This is a genomic window from Candidatus Pseudothioglobus sp. Uisw_016 (assembly GCF_048087635.1).
In the GTDB taxonomy this organism is placed as follows: domain Bacteria; phylum Pseudomonadota; class Gammaproteobacteria; order PS1; family Pseudothioglobaceae; genus Pseudothioglobus.
In genome coordinates this window covers 1005701-1030466 of the sequence record NZ_CP159806.1, presented here as the reverse complement: position 1 = coordinate 1030466, position 24766 = coordinate 1005701, and the positions used below count along the sequence as shown (strand labels likewise).

General features: G+C 37.6%; 20 protein-coding genes. 14 read left to right on the top strand and 6 right to left on the bottom strand.

Annotation, left to right across the window (positions count from 1 at the left end):
- Positions 1–2: 2 nt before the first annotated feature.
- From ribE to ABXT69_RS05145, 6 genes are all read left to right on the top strand, one after another.
- Entirely contained in the window at positions 3–464 is a 462-nt protein-coding gene (ribE, locus tag ABXT69_RS05170) for a 6,7-dimethyl-8-ribityllumazine synthase (RefSeq protein WP_271541321.1), read from the top strand.
- Positions 461–877 (top strand): transcription antitermination factor NusB, encoded by a 417-nt coding sequence (gene nusB / locus ABXT69_RS05165; RefSeq protein ID WP_416650868.1) that lies wholly within the window; start codon positions 461–463, stop codon positions 875–877. Before ribE ends, nusB begins: the two co-directional genes overlap by 4 nt.
- Positions 878–1073: 196 nt before the next feature.
- Positions 1074–2069, top strand: coding sequence for an ABC transporter substrate-binding protein (locus ABXT69_RS05160; RefSeq protein WP_271537631.1), 996 nt, complete (start codon positions 1074–1076; stop codon positions 2067–2069).
- A gap of 105 nt (positions 2070–2174) precedes the next feature.
- Positions 2175–2981, top strand: a complete 807-nt coding sequence (locus ABXT69_RS05155; RefSeq protein WP_271537632.1) for an ABC transporter ATP-binding protein — start codon at positions 2175–2177, stop codon at positions 2979–2981.
- Positions 2978–4246, top strand: coding sequence for an ABC transporter permease (locus ABXT69_RS05150; protein WP_416677114.1), 1269 nt, complete (start codon positions 2978–2980; stop codon positions 4244–4246). Before ABXT69_RS05155 ends, ABXT69_RS05150 begins: the two co-directional genes overlap by 4 nt.
- Positions 4247–4287: 41 nt before the next feature.
- Positions 4288–6756: a GcvT family protein gene (locus tag ABXT69_RS05145; RefSeq protein WP_416677113.1), complete on the top strand. Its 2469-nt coding sequence runs from the start codon at positions 4288–4290 to the stop codon at positions 6754–6756.
- A 15-nt stretch (positions 6757–6771) separates the two neighbouring features.
- On the opposite strand, the gene ABXT69_RS05140 is transcribed toward ABXT69_RS05145, so the two are convergent.
- Together ABXT69_RS05140 and ABXT69_RS05135 are read right to left on the bottom strand one after the other, a co-directional pair.
- Positions 6772–7638, bottom strand: a complete 867-nt coding sequence (locus tag ABXT69_RS05140) for a hypothetical protein (protein ID WP_416677111.1) — start codon at positions 7636–7638, stop codon at positions 6772–6774.
- A gap of 214 nt (positions 7639–7852) precedes the next feature.
- Positions 7853–9328: a PLP-dependent aminotransferase family protein gene (locus ABXT69_RS05135; RefSeq protein WP_416677110.1), complete on the bottom strand. Its 1476-nt coding sequence runs from the start codon at positions 9326–9328 to the stop codon at positions 7853–7855.
- A 119-nt stretch (positions 9329–9447) separates the two neighbouring features.
- Between ABXT69_RS05135 and ABXT69_RS05130 the strand changes: the two genes are divergently transcribed.
- The 5 genes from ABXT69_RS05130 to ABXT69_RS05110 all read left to right on the top strand — a co-directional run bounded on the left by ABXT69_RS05130 (position 9448) and on the right by ABXT69_RS05110 (position 14809).
- Entirely contained in the window at positions 9448–10809 is a 1362-nt protein-coding gene (locus ABXT69_RS05130; RefSeq protein WP_416677109.1) for an aspartate aminotransferase family protein, read from the top strand.
- A gap of 35 nt (positions 10810–10844) precedes the next feature.
- The gene (gene ald, locus ABXT69_RS05125) at positions 10845–11963 is read left to right on the top strand and encodes an alanine dehydrogenase (RefSeq protein ID WP_416677108.1); all 1119 of its coding nucleotides are present in this window, start codon (positions 10845–10847) and stop codon (positions 11961–11963) included.
- A 21-nt stretch (positions 11964–11984) separates the two neighbouring features.
- Positions 11985–13757, top strand: a complete 1773-nt coding sequence (xsc, locus tag ABXT69_RS05120; protein WP_271541334.1) for a sulfoacetaldehyde acetyltransferase — start codon at positions 11985–11987, stop codon at positions 13755–13757.
- A gap of 65 nt (positions 13758–13822) precedes the next feature.
- The gene (locus ABXT69_RS05115) at positions 13823–14374 is read left to right on the top strand and encodes a DUF924 family protein (RefSeq protein ID WP_416677107.1); all 552 of its coding nucleotides are present in this window, start codon (positions 13823–13825) and stop codon (positions 14372–14374) included.
- A gap of 39 nt (positions 14375–14413) precedes the next feature.
- Complete coding sequence (locus ABXT69_RS05110) at positions 14414–14809, top strand: hypothetical protein (RefSeq protein WP_416677106.1); 396 nt, start codon at positions 14414–14416, stop codon at positions 14807–14809.
- On the opposite strand, the gene ABXT69_RS05105 is transcribed toward ABXT69_RS05110, so the two are convergent.
- From ABXT69_RS05105 to aceA, 4 genes are all read right to left on the bottom strand, one after another.
- Positions 14806–16947, bottom strand: coding sequence for a malate synthase G (locus ABXT69_RS05105; RefSeq protein ID WP_416677105.1), 2142 nt, complete (start codon positions 16945–16947; stop codon positions 14806–14808). The genes ABXT69_RS05110 and ABXT69_RS05105 overlap by 4 nt on opposite strands.
- On the bottom strand, positions 16947–17426 hold the full coding sequence (rraA, locus tag ABXT69_RS05100) for a ribonuclease E activity regulator RraA (protein WP_416677103.1): 480 nt from the start codon (positions 17424–17426) through the stop codon (positions 16947–16949). The genes ABXT69_RS05105 and rraA overlap by 1 nt, the downstream gene beginning before the upstream one ends.
- Positions 17407–19218, bottom strand: coding sequence for a bifunctional isocitrate dehydrogenase kinase/phosphatase (aceK, locus tag ABXT69_RS05095; RefSeq protein WP_416677102.1), 1812 nt, complete (start codon positions 19216–19218; stop codon positions 17407–17409). Before aceK ends, rraA begins: the two co-directional genes overlap by 20 nt.
- Before the next feature lie 65 nt (positions 19219–19283).
- The gene (aceA, locus tag ABXT69_RS05090; protein ID WP_416677101.1) at positions 19284–20591 is read right to left on the bottom strand and encodes an isocitrate lyase; all 1308 of its coding nucleotides are present in this window, start codon (positions 20589–20591) and stop codon (positions 19284–19286) included.
- 158 nt (positions 20592–20749) lie between these two features.
- On the opposite strand from aceA, the gene ABXT69_RS05085 reads away from it, so the two are divergent.
- The 3 genes from ABXT69_RS05085 (at position 20750) to betA (ending at position 24680) form a co-directional block, all read left to right on the top strand.
- Positions 20750–21439 carry an IclR family transcriptional regulator gene (locus ABXT69_RS05085; protein ID WP_271541373.1) on the top strand — a complete coding sequence of 230 codons (690 nt, stop codon included), beginning with the start codon at positions 20750–20752 and terminating at the stop codon, positions 21437–21439.
- An 80-nt stretch (positions 21440–21519) separates the two neighbouring features.
- Positions 21520–22974 carry a betaine-aldehyde dehydrogenase gene (gene betB / locus ABXT69_RS05080; RefSeq protein WP_416677099.1) on the top strand — a complete coding sequence of 485 codons (1455 nt, stop codon included), beginning with the start codon at positions 21520–21522 and terminating at the stop codon, positions 22972–22974.
- Between the two features lie 17 nt (positions 22975–22991).
- The gene (betA, locus tag ABXT69_RS05075; RefSeq protein WP_416677098.1) at positions 22992–24680 is read left to right on the top strand and encodes a choline dehydrogenase; all 1689 of its coding nucleotides are present in this window, start codon (positions 22992–22994) and stop codon (positions 24678–24680) included.
- Positions 24681–24766 lie beyond the last annotated feature (86 nt).

The following is a 24766-nucleotide window of genomic DNA, read 5'->3' as shown; positions in this document are numbered from 1 at the left end:
TGATGAAAACTATCGAAGGTGACTTAACTATTAAGAACAAAAAGATTGCACTTATTGCAGGTCGATTTAACTCGTTTGTAGTTGAGCATTTAATCAGTGGCGCTAAAGGAGCTTTATTAAAGCATGGAGCTGATGATTCAGATATTGATCTTCTTTATGTGCCAGGAGCTTTTGAAATCCCTTTAGCTCTTAAAAAGACTGCTAATACTGGCAAATACGATGGTATTGTGGCATTAGGAGCTGTAATACGTGGTGGAACTCCTCATTTTGAGTTTGTAGCTGGTGAGTGCGTAAAAGGCATTTCAAAGGTTGCATTAGACTCCGAAATTCCTATCGCCTTTGGCGTTTTAACTGTTGATACAGTTGAGCAAGCGATTGAGAGATCAGGCTCAAACTCTGAAAATAAAGGTGCAGAAGCAGCAGAGAGCACAATTAGAATGATAAATTTACTCGAAAAGCTGTGACATCAAAACAACGTTCAAGAGCAAGAGTGGTTCAAGCATTGTATCAATGGCTCGTTTCTGGTGGTGATATTCCTCAAATTGAGCAGCAATTCCTTACTCAAAAAGAAGGTAAGATTTCTAAAGCATTCTTTTCAAACTTATTTATAAATATTCCTAAAAATATTTCAGTACTCGATGAAATTATTAACCCCTCACTTGAAAGAGATATTAGTGAGCTTGGCCCAACTGAAAAAGCCATCTTGTATCTGGGAGTCTATGAGCTAAAGTTTCAACTTGAAGTTCCTTATAAGGTAGTTATCAATGAGGCTGTGGAATTATCAAAGCTTTATGGTGCAGAAGGCGCCTTTAAACTTATAAATAAATCACTAGATAAAATTGCCCCATCCTTAAGATCAATGGAATTAGCTAAATAAAATTATTTTTTTAGTTAAGTCGTTAATTATCCAATAACAAGTGAAATTGTTTCAACTAACCCTTTTTCATGGTAATATCTCGTTTTCAGATTTAAAAAATTATTGTTTTATTAATTTGGTTCTTCAAAGAGCCCTTAGTAAAATATTTTTTTTAGCTGAAAGAAGAGGAAGTTTAATATTTATTAAAGGAGAAATAATGAAAAGTATTTATAAAAAAATTGGAGCAACATTTATCAGTGCAATAGCTACTGTTAATGTAATGGCTCTTGATGAGCTTAATGTAGCTTATTTTGAAGAATGGCCAATGCCGTTCGAGTATGCAAAGCAAATTGGTGCGTATGATGAGGCTTTGGGTATGAAGGTTAACTGGAAAGCTTTTGGTACAGGTACAGCGATGTCTGCAGCTATGGCTTCTGGTGATATTCATATTTCAGTAAGTCAAGGTGTGCCTCCATTTATTGTTGCCGCTTCTACAGGCCAAGATATTCAAATTGTTGACGTTGCTGTAAGTTATGCTGACAATGATAACTGTGTTGTAGCTTCAGGTCTTGAAATTGATGCAAGCAATGCATCTGAATTGGCTGGAAAGAAAGTTTCTGTTCCACTTGGAACTGCTGCTCACTTTGGTTTCTTGAAGCAGATGGCTCACTTTGGTGTTTCTGTAGATTCAATGCAAGTAGTTGACATGGCTCCACCAGAAGGATCAGCTGCATTAGCTCAAGGAAGTATTGATATGTTCTGTGGATGGGGTGGATCACTTCGTCGTGCACTAGATCATGGTAATGTTCTTTTGACTGGTGATGAAAAAACAGCTCTAGGTATTCTAGTTTGGGACGTAACTTCAGTTCCAGCAGGTTTTGCTGATGAAAATGCTGAAGTTCTTCAAACGTTCTTAGGTGTTACTGCTGCTGCAAATGCAATGTGGAACTCAGGTGGTTTCCATTCACTAATGCTTCCTCATATCGCAAAAGATGCTGGTATGGATGAAGCAGCAACTGCTGAAACAATGTCTACATTTGTATTCCCATCAGTTAGCTCACAGTTAGGTGATAGCTGGCTTGGTGGTTCTGGTGAATCTTTCCTTAAAGGTGTAGCAGATGTATTTGTTGACGCTGGAAGTATTCCTAGCGCTCGTGGTTCGTATGCAAATGCGATTAATACTGATGGTCTTCAAGGATTAGCAGCGCAATAAAATACTGATTTATTAGACTTAATAAAAGTCTTAAAGTAGTAGTTAGATTCAAGGTGGCGCACTTAGTGTGCCACCTTTTTTTTAAAAATAAATTCGGAGTTTAGTTTGAAAGGTTTATCAATTGAAAATATCTCAATGCGTTTTGATTTGAAGAATGGCTCTTCAGTTCAAGCTCTTAAAGATGTATCTTTAGACATAAAAGAAGGTGAAATTATCACTGTACTTGGACCTTCAGGTTGCGGTAAAACGACACTTCTAAATATTGTTGCTGGCTTTTTAGCTCCAACAGAAGGAAAAGTTGTTCTTAATGACCAAATTGTCTTAGGCCCTGGCGCTGAACGAGGAATGGTCTTTCAGCAAGGTGCTTTATTTGAGTGGATGAATGTTCAACAAAATGTTGCATTTGGACCTCGAATGAAAGGAATGCCAAAAGCTGAACAAAATGAAAAAGTAAAACATTTACTTGAAGTAGTTGGACTAGCTGAATTTGAGGATAAAGCCGTATACGAATTATCTGGAGGCATGCAGCAAAGAGTGGCTCTAGCGCGTTGCCTTGCAAATGAACCTGATGTAATCTTAATGGATGAGCCTCTGGGTGCATTAGATGCCTTGACTCGTGAAAAGATGCAGGGGTTAGTTTTAAAGCTCTGGAAAGAGACTGGAAAAACAATTTTATTAATTACCCATTCTGTAGAAGAGGCTGTTCTTCTTGGTGAAAGATTATTGGTTCTTGCTCCAAGGCCAGGAAGGGTTTACAAGGAGTACAATCTCCCATTTGCTGAAATGGGCGTTAATATGGATCTTCGAGAAGTTAAAAAATCTGAGGGATATTCAGAGACTCGTGATGAAATTCTCTCAATTATCTGGGAAATGGAAGAAGAGATAATGGGAAGGACGGACGAAAGCTCATGACTATTTTAATTATCTATATTTTAATTTTTATTGCTGCTTTCTATATTGTTAAAGCAGTGAGCTCAATGTCAAAATCACGAGATGATTTCACGAGTCTTAAAACTGTAACATTTGGTGATGAGAGTGCTGTTATGCCTAATAGGGCTGCTTCAATTATATCAGTTATAGCAATATTCGCTATCTGGGGCTCATTTACGGGCTCTAAATTAACCCCTATCCATGTTCCTGGACCATTTATAGGTGAACTTTCATTTACCTATACTGCTGTTAACTCTTCAGGTGAAACTGATGATGCTGAAGTAAGAATTTCTGTTTACGATGTTCAGACTGGTGAAATACCCGACAAAATAGATATAGATCCAGGATTAGGCTTTGCCCTTAATGACACAGCTCAAATTATTACCTATAGAAGTGCTTTGGTTAAAGTTCAGAAAAATGATGTTGGTGGTAAGGATAAAAAATATAAAGTTATTGCAATTAATGGGGAGTCCATTTTACCAAGCAGTGAGCTCTTTATTGATAATGCACGTGTCTATATGACCGCTAAAGGAACTTTGAGTCTTACTCCGTATAAAGGCTGGCAGATGCAGCCAGTATGGCTACCCTCGCCAGAAGCTGTCTGGTCAAGGCTAACAAAGATTGCTTCAGAAGGGTATAAAAATTTCAGTCTATTTGAGCATTTAGGCTGGTCACTCCTTAGAGTCGTTGTTGGTTTTTTCGCTGGCGCTCTAATAGGTATCCCTTTAGGATACGCAATGGGCCTTTCTGGCTGGTTTCGTGGCTGGTTTGATCCTATTGTAGAATTTATGAGACCAGTGCCTCCACTTGCTCTAATTCCATTAGTTATTATTTGGTTTGGTATTGGCGAACAAGGAAAGATTATTTTACTATTCTTAGCTTCGCTTTGGATTATGACTATTTCTGCTAGAGCCGGAGTTTCAGGCGTAAATATTGCAAAAATTCATGCCGCATATTCACTAGGCGCTTCAAAATGGCAAATTATGAGGCTTGTTATTGTTCCAAACAGTTTGCCTGAAATATTTACAGGTGCAAGAGTCTCTATGGGGGTTTGTTGGGGCACAGTAGTTGCAGCTGAACTTGTAGCGGCTCAGAAAGGTGCTGGAATGATGATTATCACCGCCTCAAAGTTCCAGATGACTGACCTTGTAATCATGGGAATTGTACTGATTGGTGTTATTGGTTATGCAATCGATATACTTATGAGAATTTCAGAAAATTATCTTGTACCATGGAAGGGAAAATAGATTTATAATTCTGTTTTTTCCTTCTTTATTTAAGGTTAGCCATGTCAGTAATATTACCTAAAAATGCCCAAGCTGTAATTATTGGTGGAGGAGTAGTTGGCTGCTCAGTTGCTTATCATCTTGCAAAACTTGGTTACACAGATGTAGTTCTTCTGGAGCGTAAAAAGCTAACCTCTGGAACTACATGGCATGCAGCAGGACTTGTAGGGCAGATGCGCTCATCGCTTAATCTCACTCAAATGGTTAAATACTCTGGAAACCTTTACGAAACATTAGAGGCTGAAACAGGAATGGCTACTGGTTACCGCCGAACTGGCTCTATAAGCCTTGCAACAAATCAAGAGAGGTTAACAGAATATAAACGCAATGCATCACTTGCAAAAGTTCATGGAGTTGATGTGCAGATACTCACTACCGACGAGTTAAGAGATAAGGTCAACCTCTTTAATCTCGATGATGTTGTTGGCGGTGCTTGGATACCTAAGGACGGTAAGGCTGATCCAGCAAACGTCGCCATGGCTCTTGCAAAAGGCGCAAAGAACAATGGAGTTAAGATTTTTGAAGACGTTAAGGTTACTGGAATACTTAAAAAAGATGGAAAGGCTGTAGGAGTTCAAACTGAGTATGGTGACATACAATCTGATGCTGTTGTAAATTGCGGTGGAATGTGGGCAAGAGAGGTTGGCAAAATGGCTGGTGTTTCAGTCCCTCTTCATGCTTGTGAGCACTTTTACTTCCTAACTTCAGCCGTTCCAAATATGGGAGATATGCCGGTAGTAAGAGTTCCAGATGAGTCTGCATATTATAAAGAGGATGCTGGAAAAATACTTGTTGGGCTATTTGAGCCAAACGCAAAACCATGGGCGCAAAATGGTATTCCAGAAGATTTTTGCTTTGATCAGATACAGGATGACTTAGATCACTGCATGCCTTATTTAGAGCTTGCAATGAACCGTGTGCCTGTCATGGAAAGTTTAGGTATCGAGACTTTATTTAATGGACCTGAAAGTTTTACGCCGGATGATAATTTTCAGATCGGAGAGTCTCCAGAATTAGGTAACTTTTATGTTGCTGCAGGATTCAATTCAATCGGGATTCAGGCGGCTGGTGGAGCGGGAAAATATTTAGCTGAATGGATTGTAGGAAAAGAACCTCCCTGTGATTTATGGGACGTAGATATTAGAAGAAATGAGCCATTTCAGAATAATAAAATTTACTTAGCAAATAGAGTTACTGAAACTCTAGGTTATCTTTATGAAAATCATTTTCCATACCATCAATACGAAACAGCTAGAGGCTTAAGAAAAACTCCTTTGTATGAGTTTTTCAAAGAGCGTGGCGCTTGTTTTGGTGAGGTTGCTGGCTGGGAGAGGCCTAATTGGTTTGTTCCAAAGGATTTGATTGGAAAGGTTGAAGCTAAGTATGAATATTCATGGGGAAGGCAAAATTGGTTTGATTTTCATAGATTAGAGCAGCAAGCAATCAGAGAGGCTGTTGGTATGTATGAAATGTCGTCATATGCAAAAATTCGAGTCAAAGGTTCTGATGCTATGGACTTTATGCAGATGATCTGTGCAAATGATGTTGATGTTGGTGTCGGTAAAATGGTTTATACGCAGTGGCTTAATCGGAAAGGCGGTATTGAAGCTGACGTAACAGTTACTCGTCTTGAAATTGATGATTATTTAATAGTCAGCGGCACAATGTGTCTGAATCGAGATATGCATTGGCTTAAAAAGAATTTGCCTGAAGGGGCCAATTGTTCACTATTTGATGCAACTAGTGCTGAGGGCTGTATCGCCATTATGGGGCCAAATTCGAGAGATTTACTACAATCCCTTACAGATACTGATATGAGTAACGAAAGCTTCCCTTTTGCAAATGTTCGCAATATTGAGGTTGGTATGGCAAATGTACGTGCACACCGAATAACATATGTTGGTGAATTAGGCTGGGAGTTATACTTTCCAATTGAGTTTTCAAGTTATGTGGCTGAGCTTATTGATTCAAAAGGTGAGGAGTTTTCTTTAAGACAGATTGGGATGCATACTGTCGACAGTTGTCGAATTGAAAAAGCATATAGACACTTTGGACATGACATTACTGATGAAGATCACGTCATTGATGCAGGGCTTGGTTTTGCTGTTAAACTCGATAAGAGCCCTTCAAAATTTGGTAACTTTATTGGTTATGACTCTGTTAAAGCTAAAAAGGCTGCCGGTTATGAAATGAGAGTAATGCAGTTTCTACTAAGTAATCCTGAACCTATGCTTTATCATAATGAACCTATTCTGAAAAATGGTGAAATTGTGGGTCATTTAACAAGTGGAACCTATAGTCATACTCTTGGTGGTGCTGTGGGCCTTGGATATGTTACATGCCTCCCTAATGAAAGTCATGAAGATATTTTAAGTGCTGAATATACTATTGAGGTTGAAGGTATTATTGAGAAAGCTAGTGCATCACTTAAGCCAATGTATGACCCTTTAAATAAAAAAATCAGAAACTAATATTTCCTAATTTAATTACCAGGGCATTGCAACTGCATTATTTTGAGGGGTTAGCCTGCATGTTGGAAAATTAGCTGGATGATCTTGAAACGTTTCTTTAACACAGTCATTTTGAGGAACATCAAAATCGCTACTTGGCATAAAAGATCTTTTTCCATTGCTTGAGCAAGAGTCAATCATCTCTGTTCTTCCAGTCCACCTATAGATTTCTGATTGAATCCACTTTTTTTGTGTTTGAATTAGTTGAAGAAATTCATACATATGGCCATCATAATCCATTCCATTTCCATGAAGACCATGAAGGACATACTTTCCACATTCTTTAAAAATTACTGGGCTACCTGATGTGTCAAATAGCATTGGAGGGTTAAGTTTACCATCATGCTTAAGTGTTTGTCTTGAGCAAGCATTATTTTTGCCACCCCATATTCTTCCATTAAGTAGATGATTATCAAAGAATCTCCCTTTATTCATTGCACTATCTCCAGGAACGGCAATATGTAAAGCTTTTGTATTTATTGCAGGAAGATTGTTTGCAATTGGAATTGGAATAATTGTAATATCTTTATTGCATCTATTGCAATTTCGATCAACATGAGCAACTAAGATATCATAACCAGGTGGCTCACCTGTTGATCTTGCGGAAATATCTAATACCTTTGCAATGATAATTTTTTTATTAGGGTAATTTTTTCCATCAACAACGTACATATTTCCTTTATGTTGACTCCAGTCTGTATTCCTTTTTTTTGCAGCTTCAGGGCCACATGATAATGTCTGCTTTTTATTAGGCTCAAATCCTAATATATGTGCCGAACTAATAATAATGTCATCTTCTATAAACGTTACATTAGCACCCCACATGTCTTCACCTTGAGCCATTCTTGCTTGGAAACTATAATTATTTTTGGTATCATAATTGCCACAATTTTTTTTACATTGTAAGACATTTGGATCCGAGAAAGAGGTCGATACTAAGCCAAATGATAGTGTGATAAAGCAAAGAATCCTTGTAAGAAATTTTATATTTGGTTGCATATGATTTTATTAAAAAATAGCTTTTATGAGGGTTAATATACCAATTAATCCAAGTGATTCAATACATCATTGCTTTAATTTCTTGTACGATTATATCTATACCTTTATTTATCTTATTAGTATCAATAGCAGAATACCCAAGATGCAAATAGTTTGATGGCGGTTTCTCTTCAGAGAATGACGCGTTTCCTGGTCTAACTGCTACGCCTTTGACTAAAAGTTTTTGACAAAGTTTTTCAGTGTCAATTGACTCTGGAATTTTTACCCAAAATGTTGAGCCTCCAAGAGTTGGAGTGCAAGATAAAAGAGGTTCTTGATTTATTTTTTCATTTATCAAACCCCAACGCTCTTTGTTTGTTTTTTGAATTTTGGTAAACATATTATGATAATGACCAAGGCCAATAAATAAGGCTACTGAACGTTGATTATTTGCAGGTATATGTCTTATCATTAGTCGCCTTAAAGCTCTTGCTTCTTTTACAAAGGCCTCTGGAGCAACCATATAGCCAAGCCTTAAACCAGGAGCAAAGGCTTTCGAAAAGCTTCCAACATAAATAACATTGTTATCCTTATCAAGACTTTTTAATGATGGATTAGGTTTTCTGAGAAAATTAACTTCAGCCTCATAGTCATCTTCAATAATTACCATTTGATTTTCTTTAGCGATAGATAGGAGCTTATTTCTTCTCTCCATACTCATTGTTACCCCTGTGGGGTATTGATGGCTTGGAGTGGTAAAAATAATATCAATCTCGGGTTTAATTTCATCCACTAAAATTCCGTCTTTATCAATGCCTATAGGAACAATGTTGTCAGTTCGAAAGCTAAAAATGTTTCTCACATCTGGGTATCCAGGATTCTCCATAGCAATAACTGTCCCTTGCTTAGCTAATAGACTGGCAATAATATAGATCGCATTCTGGCTACCTGAAGTAATTAAAATTTGATCTTTATTTGCCCAAATACCGCGTTTTGGAAGTACTTTAGATTGAATTTGCTTAATTAAAGATGGGTCATCGCTATCAACATGATCAATATTCCATTTTTGTATTTCAGGAAGCGTTGACGAATGCCTAACAACCTCACGCCATTCGTAATAGGGAATTAAACTTTTATCAAGTTGACCAATTGTAAATGAATATGGAAGGCTTTGCCAATTCTCAGGATTACGAATATTAGTTTTAATAGATGGCTTCTTTGTTATTAAAGCATCTAGCCATAATGGAGGGCTAATATTTTTAACTTGATCCTCATTACTATTTGTAAAATTCTCATAAAATTGCTCATTTACAAAATAACCTCTTCTTTCTTTTGGGGTAATGTAGCCATCAAACTCTAATTCTTTATAGGCAGCAATCACTGTATTTCTTGCAACTTTAAGGGCTGCTGCAAGGTTTCTAGATGATGGTAGGGGTTCGTTTGGGCCAATTAAGCCATTAGTAATAGCATCAATTAATTGCTGACGAATCTGCAACTGCAAGGTCCTAGGCTTGTCATGTCTTAGAGAAAAAAATTGGTTCCACATTTCATCCATTTATCTGGCCTATTAATTTTAAGAATTCTGGTTCTATATGTATTTAAATTTAGGACCCCTTATATTTTATAATTCATTCTTTTGAATTACTATCAATTTTTACTTAAATCGGGGTAAGTATGTCTAATAATACACTTATACAAAATGATAAAGACCATGTTTGGCATCATTTAACGCAACATAAGGGCTTTGAATCGACTGACCCCATGATGGTTGCTAAAGCGAAAGGAATGGTTGTTACCGATACCAATGGTAACGAGTATCTTGATGGAACATCTGGCGGTGTTTGGACAGTAAATTTAGGATTTGGAAGAGATGATATGGTTCAAGCTGTCAGTAATCAACTGACAAAAATTCCATACTTTGCGGGTTCTTTTGGTAACGAGCCTGCTGCTGAGTATGCAAAAGAAGTTACCTCACTTATGCCAGGTTTAGACCGCGTTTATTACTCAAACTCTGGTTCAGAAGCTAATGAAAAAGGCTACAAAATGGTTCGTCAGCTTGCCCATTTTCATAATGATGGGAAAAAACATAAAATTATTTATCGTGACCGTGATTATCATGGCACAACAATCGGAGCTATGAGCTCATCTGGCCAAATTCAAAGAAAAAAACAATATGGTCCTTTTGCTCCAGGATTTGTTGAAATGCCTCACTGCTGTTGTTATCGATGCCCATATGGAAAAAAATATGGAGAGTGCAATATCGAGTGCGCTACTGTCCTTGAAGATATTATTAAAAAGGAAGGGCCAGATACCGTAGGTTCTGTCGTTTTAGAGCCGATTACTGCAGGTGGTGGAGTTATTCCTCCTGTTCCTGAGTATTTCCCAATTATTGAGTCAATATGTAGAAAATATGACGTCCTTCTTCACATAGATGAAGTGGTTTGTGGCCTTGGTAGAACAGGAAAATGGTTTGGTTACCAGCACTATGATGTTCAGCCTGATATTGTCACTACAGCTAAAGGTCTAGCTGCTGGATATGCTGCTGTATCAATTACGGTTACTACTGAAAAACTTTTTAACATGTTTAAAGAGGATCCAACTAATGTTGATAGCTACTTCCGAGATATTTCTACCTTTGGTGGAAGCACTGCTGGCCCTGCAGCTGCACTTGAAGTTTTAAAGATTATTAAACGTGAAAAACTTTTAGAGAATGTTAATGAGGTTGGAGAGCATCTTAAAAATAAATTGCTTGAACTACAAGACAAGCATGAAATGATTGGTGAAGTTCGAGGCAAAGGGTTGTTTTGCGGTGTTGAGCTTGTAAAAGATAGGGCAACTAAAGAGCCTGTTGATGAAACTGTTGCAGCTAGCGTTGCAGCGCATTGCTTTAAAAATAAAGTGATGATTGGAAGAACTAATAGAAGTTTTGAAACTAATAATAATGTTTTGTTATTTAGTCCTGCATTCATATGTACTAAGACTGACATAGATTTAATCGTTGAATCTGTTGACAATGCCTTAGAAGCAAATAAATAGAAAAAGTTTAATTAATTTAATATAGGAATATTGAGATGATAATTGGAGTGCCAAAAGAAATTAAAAACCATGAATATAGAGTTGGTTTGACGCCTAAAAGTGTTAAGGAGTTTGTTAGTCATGGCCACACGGTTTTAGTTGAAACTAATGCTGGTATTGGTATTGGGGCAAGCGATGATGATTATTCTAGTTGTGGCGCTGAAATCATATCTTCAGCTAAAGAAGTTTTTGCAACTGCGGATATGATTGTTAAAGTTAAAGAGCCTCAAGCTATAGAAATTGCAATGCTCAGAGAAGGTCAAATTCTTTATACATATCTTCACCTTGCACCAGACCCTGAGCAAACGAAGGGGCTTGTAGAGAGTGGCGCTATTTGTATTGCTTATGAAACGGTTACTTCTCCAAGAGGTGGATTACCATTATTGGCTCCTATGTCAAAAGTTGCAGGAAGAATGGCTGTTCAAGCAGGTGCTCACTTTTTAGAGCAACCAAATGGTGGAATGGGAGCTTTGCTTGGAGGTGTTCCAGGAGTAGACCCTTTAAATGTTGTTATTTTAGGTGGAGGTGTCGTTGGCGTTCATGCTGCCCATGTGGCAGTTGGAATGGGTGCAGATGTTTGGGTTTTGGATAACAATCCTGATACATTAGAGCAGCATTGGCAACAATTTGGCAGAAGCACGAATACTGTATTCTCAACTAAAAGTTCAGTAGAAGAGTATGTATTGCAAGCTGACTTAGTTATTGGTGGTGTGTTGATTCCTGGCGCTGAAGCACCAAAATTAGTAACCAGAGAAATGATTAAGGCCATGAAGCCTGGATCAGTTATTGTTGATGTTGCGATTGATCAAGGTGGTTGCTTCGAAACTTCAAAGGCAACAACTCACGCAGAGCCTACATACATCATTGATGAGGTAGTTCACTACTGCGTTGCTAATATGCCGGGTGGAGTTCCAAAAACATCAACCTATGCGCTAAATAATGTAACACTTCCATTTGGACTTAGTATTGCAAATAAAGGTGTTAAACAAGCCTTATTAGATGACGAACATCTAAGAGCCGGATTAAATGTACATAGTGGTCAAGTAACATGTCCTGAAGTGGCTCATGACTTAGGTTATGATTACGTTTCAGCGCTTGATATGCTTAATAAATAAATTATAAAGGAGAACTACAAAATGGCAAAAATGACTTCGAGTGAGGCTTTTGTTGAAACAATGGTCGCAAATGATGTAACCGATATCTTTGGTATTATGGGCTCTGCATTTATGGATGCAATGGATATCTTCGAGCCAGCTGGCATTAGATTTATACCTGTTGTCCACGAGCAAGGCGCTGCACATATGGCAGATGGATATTCAAGAGTAAGTGGAAGACATGGAGTGGTCATTGGTCAAAATGGACCCGGTATTTCTAATTGCGTTACCGCAATAGCTGCTGCATATTGGGCGCACAGCCCTGTTGTAATTGTTACGCCTGAAGCTGGAACAATGGGGATGGGCTTAGGTGGATTTCAAGAAGCAAATCAGCTGCCAATGTTTCAAGAATTTACTAAATATCAAGGCCATGTTGTTAACCCAATGAGAATGGCAGAATTTACTGGTCGCTGTTTTGATAGAGCGATGAGTGAGATGGCCCCAACTCAGTTAAATATTCCTAGAGATTATTTTTATGCAGAAGGTGAATTTACTATTCCTACTCCACGTCGTGTAGATAGAGGTTCAGGTGGTGAAGATAGTTTAAATGAAGCTGTTGCATTAATTGGTAAAGCTAAGTTTCCAGTTATTGTTTCTGGCGGCGGCGTAGTTATGGCCGATGGTGTTGATGAATGTGCAGCTTTGGCTGAACGTTTAGGAGCGCCAGTAGTAAATAGCTACCTTCATAATGATTCGTTTCCTGCAAGTCATGATCTTTGGTGTGGTCCTCTGGGATATCAAGGCTCAAAAGCTGCAATGAAACTAATAGCAAAAGCAGATGTAGTTATTGCATTAGGTACGCGTTTAGGTCCTTTTGGAACACTGCCTCAACATGGAATGGATTACTGGCCTAAAGATGCTCAAATTATTCAAATTGATGCAGATCACAAAATGCTTGGATTGGTCAAACCAATTAATGTTGGTATTTGTGGTGACGCTAAAGCAGTCGCAAGTATTCTTTGTCAAAAGTTGGCATCTGAAACACTTAGTTGTGATTCTTCTAAAGCCGATAGAGCTTCAATTATTGCAGACGAAAAAGCTTCTTGGGAGTTAGAGCTTGATGAGTGGATTCATGAGACTGACTCATATAGCATGGACATGCTTGCAGATAAAGAAGAAGGGTGGCTCCATCCTAGACAAGTACTTCGTGAACTTGAAAAAGCAATGCCTGAAGACGTTATGGTGTCGACTGATATTGGTAATATTAACTCGGTTGCTAACAGCTATCTGCGTTTTGAAAAGCCTCGAAGCTTTTTTGCAGCAATGAGTTTTGGAAACTGTGGTTACGCCTTTCCAACAATCATTGGTGCTAAGGCAGCTGCCCAGCATAGGCCTGCAGTTTCTTATGCGGGAGATGGTGCTTGGGCAATGAGTATGGTTGAAACAATGACATGTGTTCGTCATGATATTCCTGTTACAGCTGTTGTATTTCATAATCGTCATTGGGGCGCTGAAAAGAAAAACCAAGTAGATTTTTATGACAGACGCTTTATAGCAGCTGAACTTACGGACCAGCATTTTGTTAATATTGCAGAATCAATGGGCGCTGAGGGTATTCGTGTTGACAAACTTGAAGACGTTGGCCCTGCACTTAAAAAAGCGATTGATATGCAGATGAACGAGAGAAAAACAACAATCATAGAAATTATGTGCTCTAGAGAGTTGGGTGATCCGTTCAGAAAAGATGCACTAAGTAAGCCAGTTAGGCATCTAGAAAAGTATAAAGACTTTGGTGAAAAATCACCTCATCGTTAAGTACTAGCTATTAATCCTTTAGGGTGGTATATTACCCCGCCCTGAAGGAATTATTTTTAAGTACTATGAGCGAAAAAGCGATAACCCCATCCGATATTCATCAATATTGGTTCTCAGAAAAAAGCAAACGACATTGGTTTTCATCAACTCCTGAAGTAGACAATGAAATCAAGCGGCGCTATGAAAATCTATGGGAGAGTATATCTTCTGGTGGGTTTATGGAGTGGCGTGACACTGCTGAAGGCTCAGTAGCCCTAGTAATTATTCTAGACCAGTTTCCTTTGAACATGTTTAGAGGTCAGGCAAAAAGCTTTAAATCGGAAGATATGGCTGTTGAGGTTGTCTTAAATGCAATTAATAATGGCTATGATGAAAAGCTAAGTGATGAAAAATTGCTTTTTCTTTTTATGCCTCTTATGCATAGTGAGAATATAGACCATCAAAATCTACAAGTGTATTTATTTCAAAAATATAACTTTAACTTAGAGTATTCTAAACATCATAGAGATATTGTTAAAAAGTTTGGTCGTTTTCCTCATAGAAATGAAATATTTGGGCGAATGAGTACTATGGAGGAGCTTGACTACCTTCTGTCAGATAATGCTTTTAGAGGTTAAATTGCATAATGATTACAAATAATACACAGGAGTCCATTAATGCAAGATAATAAAATTGAGTGTCATGATGGTGAATTCATTGAAACAAGTAAAGAGGAAATATTAGATGGGATTAATACATTTAATATAGATGAAGAGCATTATGATCAGTTCCCTGCTGAACTTTGGAAAGATGGAGATATTATCTTTAGTTGTTTAAAGGCAGAACACATTATCGATCAGGTCTTCGCAACTGCTGACGAGTCATTATGGGTCAATAGAGAGTTTATTATTAATGCGCTTGATAAGCAGTGGTATTACCCAAATATTTCAAGACAATTTAAAGACAATGAGTTCGAATACTTTGATTATATTCATGAGTCCTTAAGAGGTGATAAAAAAATTATCTCTCTTATAGATAAATTAAGAAAACATAGCAAAGAATTTGATGACTAATTAGCCTCAAGAAACTTACGCCTGTATTTTATTAAAATTGCTTCCGTATAGCCATTAGGCTGACTCATTCCTTCAAAAGCCAGAGCTATTGATGCTTTGTAGGCAAAACTGTCGTAATTTGGTGCAAGTGGGAGGTAGCTTGGATCATACTTATTTTGATCATCAACGATAACAGCCATTTCCTCAAATGCTTTATTTACCTCTTCTTTTGAGCACATTCCATGGTGAAGCCAGTTAGCCATATGTTGCGAGGATATCCTAAGGGTTGCACGGTCTTCCATAAGCCCAACATGATTAATATCTTGGACCTTAGAGCAACCAATTCCTTGGTTAATCCACTTAACAACATAACCCAATATACTTTGTGCATTATTGTTTATTTCATTGATAATTTTCTCTTTAGGCATCTGCTCTTCAATTCTCAAGAAAGGAATTACCAGCAAGTCGTCTTGGTTTGGGTGTTGTTGGTTTGCTAGTAGCTCTTTTTGCTTCTTAAAAACATCAAAGCGATGATAATGCGTTGCATGCAAAGTTGCTGCGGTAGGGGATGGAACCCATGAACAGCTTGCACCTGCCTCTAAATGAACCATTTTGTTATCAAGCATTTGACGCATTTGATCTGGCTGAGCCCACATTCCTTTTCCAATTTGAGCTTTTTTAAATAGTCCACAATCAAGACCAGTGCTTACATTGTTTGGCTCATAGGCTGAATACCAAGCCTCTTCCTTAATTAGGTCTTTACAGCGCATTGCACCAGCCATCATAGACGTATGAATTTCATCACCTGTGCGATCTAAAAAGCCTGTATTTATAAAAATAATACGGCTTTTAGCCTCATGAATACAAGACTTAAGGTTAAGAGTCGTTCTTCTTTCTTCATCCATTACGCCTATTTTGAGCGTATTAGTTTTTAGAGATAAGGCTTGTTCAACAAGCCCAAATAACTCCATTGTAAATTTTACTTCTTCAGGGCCATGTAATTTAGGCTTAACAATATAGATGCTTCCTTTTTTTGAATTCGCTTTAATTTTAATATCATGAAGCGCAATAAGTGAAGTCACCATTGCGTCTAGTATTCCCTCAGGAATTGGTGAGTCATCAAGATTACTAACAATTCCTGTCATCATATGAATGCCAACATTACGAACGAGAGTCAAGCTTGTTCCAGCTAAGCTAAATTTCTCTCCATGTATATCAGTACAAACTTTATCTTCATTTAATGAGCGAGTAATGGTTTCACCACCCTTAGTAAATGTGGTGCTTAGTTCACGCTTCATGAGGCCTAAGTAGTTACGATATGCGTGAATTTTTTCTGCATTAGAAACTGTTGATGCTGAGTCTTCAAAATCTACAATAGTTGTTATTGCAGACTCAAGAATGACATCAAAAATACCGCTCTTATGTAAACTTCTTTCTTGGTCACAAACCACTTCTAGGTGAAGGTTATTATTCTTAAGTAATATATGCCCATCGTAAGTTAATCCTATATATTTCTCTGGATTAATTAAGGTTGCCAATTCACCATCATTTAGGTTAAATATTAAAGCGCCAGAGTATTTAACTTGAGAGGTAATCTGTCTATAAGAAGCGCCTTTAAGAGGCGCAATTTCATCAAGAAAGTCACAGGCAAGTTCTGCAGTAAGATTAACTCGCTGAAGGTTGTGTGCAAAAGAGGTGCTCATACTGCCTTTGTTTGGAATTACATTCGTACCATAAAGGGAGTCAAATAAACTTCCCCAGCGAGCGTTCACCGCATTAAGAACAAAGCGCTGATTTGTAATAGGAACAACGAGCTGAGGGCCGGCAATTTGAGATATTTCATCATCTACTTCCTCAACATCAATAGAGAATTTATCAGGCATTGGAGTAATATATTCAATGCCCTCTAAAAATTTCTTATAGCTCTGAAGATCAATTCTTTTATTTTCAGCATGCCATTGGTCAATTTTAGATTGCAATAAGTCTCTCTTTTCAAGAAGGGACGTGTTCTTTTCCTGTAGCTCATTTAAAATTTGAGAGAGGGATTTAAAGAAGTCTTTGGCTGAAATATCTAATCCATCACAAACCTCTTCTTCAATGAAGCTAAAAAAAGTATTATCTACTCGAATCTTATTAATTATTTGACTATCACTGCTCATTAATTGGCCTTATTTTTAGTAACTATTACGCCGTCTTCATCGGCATAAATATATTCATTTGGATTAAATTTTACATTTGAAAAAGAGACATTTATATTTCTTTTTCCAATTCCTTTTTTAACACTTTTTAATGGGCAAACGCCAAGAGCTCTTATGCCAATTGGCATTAAATTTATGGCTACTGAATCCCTGATCAATCCATAGATAATAATTCCTTCCCAGCCATTCCTGATTGCATCAGATGCCCTTTTATCGCCTAGCATTGCGCACTTCATAGAGCCACCTGCATCGATTACTAATACAGATCCCTTGCCATGAGTATTTAAAGCCTGCTCAACTAAGGAGTTGTCCTCAAAGCACTTAACAGTAACAATGCGACCTGAAAATGATTTTTTTAACCCATAACTTTTATATACAGGCTCTAAATACTGGACATTAGGGTGAAGCTTATCCGAAATATCACATGTCGATAGAGTCATCCGTTTCTCCATATATTTCACTCATACGTTTTTCTGATCCATATGGATAATAATCCATGACCCCGTTGATCTTAATTTTTTCTTGAATTGAAATCCAGTAATTTGCATCGAGAAGTTTTTTATAATTTTTATTAAATACTTCTTTCATATATGGATTTGGAAGCATGAAATATCTAAATTCTTCTGGAAAGACGTCATTCTGACCGACGTAATACCAGGGCTCAGAGGCAAGCTCTTGCTCGTATGTCTTGGATTCAGGAATCTTTTTAAAGATGGGAGTGCTCATTAAGGTAATTTCGTCATAGTCATAAAAGACGACTCTATTTTGGCGAGTTACTCCAAAGTTTTTTGTAAGCATGTCGCCTGGAAAAATATTAGAATTAATTAGCTCATCTATCGCTTTTCCATAATCATTAATTATGTTTGTTTGCTGTTCTTTAGTGGCAGTTTCAAGATACATATTGAGTGGCGTCATTTTATTTTCAATGTACATATGCTTAATGATTAACAGGTCCCCCTCAATTTCAATATTTGAGCCTGCTTTTCTCTTCAACTCTATTAATAATGCATCATCGATATCTTTTAACGGAAAGGCAACATTTGAAAACTCCCATGTATCTGCTAATCTGCCTATTCTTACATGGTTTTTAACAAAGTAGTATCTATCCTTAACCATCTCTTTGGTGCCCATTTTAGGAGGCGCAAAGCGGTCGTTGATAATTTTGAATACATAGGGGTACATTGGAAAAGTAAAGACAGACATAACCATGCCCTTGATACCGGGTGCAATTATTAACTTTTCACTAGTAATTTTTGAGTACTTAAGAAAATGTCGGTATAACAAAGTTTTGCCTTGCTTATGAAGCCCAATTGCGCTGTATAGAACTGCCCTAGTTTTTCCTGGCAAAATCTCTTTTAAATATTCAACAATTGCAGAGGGGTAGTCTGTTGTAATAAAAAAGTACGATCTTGAAAAGCTAAAAACAATGGATATCCCTCCAACTTCAGTGAGAAGGCTGTCGACGTATAAGCCTTTCTTTTCATCATTTAATAGAGCAATAAGGAGCGGCCTATCTGAGTGGAGCTGAGAGACAATTTTGCCTACAATGTAGGCGCATTTTCCTCTGATAAAAGGGGTACTAATGACTTGAATCTCGAAAACTTCAGAGTCTAGTCGCGGCATCTGGCTATAAAGCTGCTCTTTTAATCTTTGGATATCTTGACTGAGATTACCAAACTCACATTTAAAATTATAGCTATCAAGAATAGATGAAAAGGCTTCGCTCAGCTGACCGTCTTCAACAAAGTAGCTGTCAATTACTGGCTCATCCATGTCAATATAATTCAGTGACACACATGGCCTTGTAAAAATAAACTGGTTATTATAAAAACTTCTTGAAAAGATCCTACAAAATACCGAGTTATAGAAGGTTTCAGCTAGCTCAGGCTGCTTGTGTTCAGTTATTAGTTCAATGTAGACATGCTTTGTATTTTTCCAGAATTCAGAGTTAAACTTCTCCATACTAGGTGATTCATTGAATTCAGCCTTTGCGCCATAGAGAGTTTGTTTTTTTAACTCTAACGATAGTTTTTTACAAAAGTAATCAACTTGTTCATCATAGAAATTAAGTCTTAACTTTGAATCGTCTTCTATTTTTTGCCATTCTCTCTCCTCAAAACACCTTTTTGCCTCTATAGAAGCACTCTTAATATTTTGGTAATGATACTCAAAGCCAATTAAAATCTTTTTAGCAATTGATAAAGAGAGCTTTTGAGATGAGTTACTAAGCATAATAAATAGTTACCAGTTAAAAGCCTTCTTTAATCAAGAAGGCTTGATACATAACAGCTTAAAACTTAGCTAAACTGCTCTTCTTCAGTTGAACCTTTTAATGCAGTAACCGATGACTCACCACCCTGTATTACAGTTGTAACGTCATCAAAATATCCTGCACCAACTTCTTGCTGATGAGATGCAAAAGTATAACCTTTCTTAGCAGCATCAAACTCAGGCTCTTGGACCTTATTCACATAATGCTTCATGCCTTCACCTTTTGCGTAATCATATGCAAGGTCAAACATGTTATACCACATGTTATGGATTCCAGCCAAAGTGATAAATTGATACTTATATCCCATCGCTGAAATATCTTCTTGGAAAGATGCAATTTGACTGTCACTTAGATTCTTTTTCCAGTTAAATGATGGCGAACAATTGTATGCAAGCAACTGATTAGGGTTATCAGCTAAAACAGCTTCAGCAAATTCACGCGCAAAGCCAAGATCTGGCTTCCCAGTTTCGCACCAAACCAGGTCAGCATAAGGGGCGTAAGCTACTCCTCTTGATATTGACTGCTCTAATCCATTTTTAACGATATAAAACCCTTCAGCAGTTCTTTTCCCGGTTACAAATGGAGCGTCATAAGGATCTACATCTGAAGTAAGAAGATTCGCGGCTTCTGCATCAGTTCTTGCAAGAAGGAGTGTAGGGACGCCCATAACATCTGAAGCTAAGCGAGCAGATATTAATTTTTGAACTGCCTCTTGAGTTGGAACTAAAACTTTACCACCCATATGGCCACATTTTTTAACTGCAGCTAATTGATCTTCAAAGTGAGCGCCAGCAGCGCCACTAGTAATCATATTTTTCATTAATTCAAATGAATTTAATACACCTCCAAATCCAGCTTCTGCATCTGCCACAATTGGCAAAAAGAAATCAATAAATTTATCATCACCAGGATTAATTCCTTGAGCCCATTGAATCTCATCCGCTCTTTTAAAGGTGTTGTTAATTCGTCTAACCATAGTAGGGACAGAGTCATATGCGTAGAGTGATTGATCTGGATACATTGTTTCAGATGTATTTCCATCTGCAGCAACTTGCCAGCCTGAAAGGTAGACTGCTTCAATTCCAGCTTTAGCCTGCTGCATAGCCTGTCCTGCAGTAATAGCGCCCATAGAGTTTACATAGCCTTTCTTAGCTGAACCATTAACAAGATCCCATAGCTTTTCAGCGCCTCTTCTGGCATAAGTGCATTCTGGTTGAACAGATCCACGGAGCCTAACAACATCTTCTGCAGAATAAGTACGCTTTACATTCGACCATCGAGGGTTTTCTTTCCAATCTTTTTCTAGGGCTTTAATTTGCTCTTCTCTATTCATTAGTATCTCCTTTTAATTTGGTTGTGTTTATATTGCTTTTATCTACTCAAGCTTCTGAAATAGCTACTATTTACTTATATTTGAATAATACCAATTAAAAGATAATATGATCAAATAATTTCACTATATAATATAATTTTTTCATAATATGAAATAAAATGAAACCTAGGTCTATTGATAAAAGTTACAACGCAATCGAAAAGTGCTTACAAATCTTGTCAATGTTTTCATTGGATAAATCTCAATTCTCAATAAAGGAGATCTGTGATCAGTTAAATTTTAATGTCTCAACTGCATATCGAATTCTAAGTACGCTTGAAGATTATGGCTACGTTTCAAGACTTAAGAATAAGAAGTACGTTGTGGGAACTCAGGCTCTTTATTTAAGCGCTATATATACGCAAAGTAATCATCTTGAGCAGATACGTCCTATAGTTGATAGGATCAGAGATATATCTGATGAAACTGCATCTTTCTTTGTTGAAGAAGATAATATGCGTATATGTTTATATAGAGCGCACTCAAGAGATGAGATCAGACATAACATTGAGCAGGGCTCTCGTTTAGAACTCAATCGTGGTGCCTCTGGGCGAATTATCTTAGCTTTTGGTAAGCGTAAAAATGACAAGCAGGGTTTTTATAAAGATATTCGTGATAAAGGCTATTACTTGTCAATAAATGAACATAATGCTGCGCTCTTTGCACTCGCCGTACCTGTTATTTCTAATAGTAATAAATTTGTTGGTGCTATTGTAGTATCAGGACCTATTAGCCGATTTGACGATGACCAAAAATCAATTCTTCTTCAGCTGCTTAACGATCAGCTTCAAAACATTGTAATGCCTTAATATTTTGATTAATTAATTTACTTACAGTGAGTTCATAGAATGTATCATTGTTTTTTACAATTTGATACTTATTAAGGTTTATGATAGAACATTTATATATTCATGGCGCCTATTTAAAATCTAATTCTAGTGAAACTTTTGAGTCTATTAACCCTGCAAATGGGCAAGTTATAGCTCTTATAGACCAAGCTAGTGAGAGTGATGTTGAGGCAGCTATTAAATCAGCTGAGAAGGGTTTTGCTGTGTGGAGCAAGATGACGGCCGTTGAAAGAGGTCGAATCTTACTAAAAGCAGTTTCTATTTTGCGTGAAAGAAACAATGAACTTGCTGCATTAGAGGTTGCTGATTGCGGTAAGCCATTACAGGAAGCTAATTGTGTTGATATCCATTCTGGTGCAGATGTAATTGAATATTATGCGGGCATTGCCCCGGGTTTGCAGGGCGCTCAGCAAGATTTAAACTCGAGTACCTTTTACATTTCAAAAAGAGAGCCTTTAGGGGTTTGTGCTGGTATTGGTGCTTGGAACTATCCTATTCAAATTGCTTGCTGGAAATCTGCTGCTTGTTTGGCTGCTGGGAATTCAATGGTATTTAAACCTTCTGAAGAAACTCCACTTAGCGCTTTAAAGCTTGCTGAAATATATTCAGAAGCAGGGATGCCTCCAGGAGTATTTAATGTCGTCCAAGGTGACTATCGCGTTGGCCAGTACTTAACTCGACATCCAAGAGTTGCTAAAATTTCTTTTACTGGAGAAAGTGGAACGGGAAAGAAGATAATGGCAGATGCAGCTGGAAGCCTTAAAGAGGTAACTTTGGAACTTGGAGGTAAGTCGCCATTAATTATTTTTAATGACGCTGATATTGATAATGCAATCTCTGGAGCGCTTCTTGCAAACTTTTATACTCAAGGTGAGGTTTGCACCAATGGAACAAGGGTGTTTGTGCAATCTGGTATTTACGATAAATTTATAGAAAAAGTCTGTCAGAGAAGTAAAAAAATAAAACTAGGTGATCCAATGGATTTAGATACTCAGATGGGCGCTTTAATAAGCTCAAAGCATCTTGATAAGGTTATGGATTATATTGATAAAGCTAAAAAATCAGGCGCTCGACTTATTCTTGGTGGAAATCGTCATAAATCCAAAGAAACAGAAAATGGGTTTTTTGTAGAGCCAACAATTTTTGCAGATTGTAAAGACGATTCTGAGCACGTTACTGATGAAATTTTTGGGCCAGTAATGTCCATTCTGCGCTTTGATGATGAGGCAGAAGTAATTGGCAGGGCAAACGATACTAAGTTTGGTTTAGCGGCTGGCGTTTTTACGCAAAACATTAATCGGGCGCACCGAGTTATTAATCAATTAGAGGCAGGAATTTGCTGGATTAATAGTTGGGGAGATTCTCCTGCTGAAATGCCAGTTGGAGGCTATAAAGAGTCTGGAATAGGCCGTGAAAATGGCCCCGAAACTTTGAAGAGCTATACACAAATTAAAAGTATTTTTGTTCGGTTGGATGATGTTGAGAGTCCTTATTAATATAGGCTAAGAAATATATGAGTAATGAGTTTGATTATATTGTTATAGGTGCCGGTTCCGCGGGCTGCGTTTTGGCAAATCGTTTGACTGAGTCAGGTGAAAATAGAGTATTACTTCTAGAAAATGGAGGTAGTGATAAAAACATAATGATTCAAATGCCAACTGCACTGTCATACCCTATGAATACTGATAAGTATGCATGGCAATTTCATACTCAGCCAGAGCCTTTTCTTGATAATCGAAAAATGCATTGTCCTAGAGGCAAAGTGATGGGAGGTTCTTCCTCCATAAATGGAATGGTTTATGTGCGAGGCCATGCGCGTGATTTTGACCAATGGGAGAAGCAAGGGGCAGAGGGTTGGTCATACAAAAATTGTCTGCCATATTTTAAGCGCTCTGAAAAATGGCATTTGGGGGAAGATAACTACCGTGGAGGTAGTGGTCCTGTGGCAACTTCAAATGGTAATAACATGAAATTAAATCCTCTTTATCGAGCCTTTATTAATGCTGGAGTGGAGGCTGGTTATCCTGAAACTGCGGATTATAATGGTCAGCAACAGGAGGGCTTTGGTCCAATGCACATGACCGTTGGAAGTGGTGTTCGCTCTTCTACATCAAATGCCTATATTAAGCCAGCTAAAAATAGATCAAACCTTACAATACTAACTGGAGTGCTTGTTCAGCGAGTAATTCTAAAGAATAAAGTTGCAACTGGAGTTGAGTATTCAATTAACGGTCAAACTAAAATATTGAATGCGAATACAGAGGTGATACTTTGTGCTGGGTCAATTGGTTCACCTCAGCTACTTCAGTTATCTGGGATTGGTCCAAAAAATGTTCTAAAAGATGCTGGAGTTGAGCTGCAACATGAATTGCCAGGTGTTGGCGAGAATCTTCAGGACCATCTTGAGGTATATTTTCAATATCATTGTAAAAAGCCAATTACACTTAACAGTAAATTAAACTTATTTAGTAAGGGTCTTATTGGTGTGCGCTGGATTCTATCTAAGTCAGGACTCGGCGCAACAAATCATTTTGAATCTTGTGGTTTTATTCGTTCTCGTGCAGGCCTTGAATGGCCTAATATTCAGTATCATTTTCTCCCAGCTGCAATGCGATATGACGGAAACGCAGCAATGAAGGGGCATGGGTATCAAGTTCATGCAGGCGTCAATAAAGTTAGCAGTCGAGGCAGTATTAAGATTAATAGCTCAGACCCACAAGCTAAGCCAACAATCCTATTTAACTATTTGGAGAGCGAGCAAGATAGACAAGATTGGCGTGATTGTATTCGATTGACTCGTGAGGTTTTAAGTCAACCAGCACTGGACGAATATAATGCGGGTGAAGCAAGCCCAGGATTAGAGGTAAGAAGTGATGATCAAATAGATTCTTGGGTTAGGGCAAATGTTGAAAGCGCATACCACCCATCTTGTTCTTGCAAAATGGGTGACTTAAGTGACCCTATGACCGTTGTTGATAATCAAGGTAAAGTAAATGGTATTGAAAAGTTAAGAGTGATTGATTCTTCTATATTTCCAACAATTCCAAATGGAAATCTTAATGGACCAACAATTATGTTAGCTGAAAAAATGGCGGATATCGTATTAGGAAATAAGCCACTCAAAGCTTCTGAAGCCGATGTCTGGATTGATTCAGATTGGCAAAAAACCCAACGATCAGGCCAACCTTATAGGGCGTCGTAAAGTAAATAATTTTTCGTAAACAAAATAACTTGCTTATTCTTATAAATCCGTATAAAAATTACATCAATATAAATTACTAAAAATAT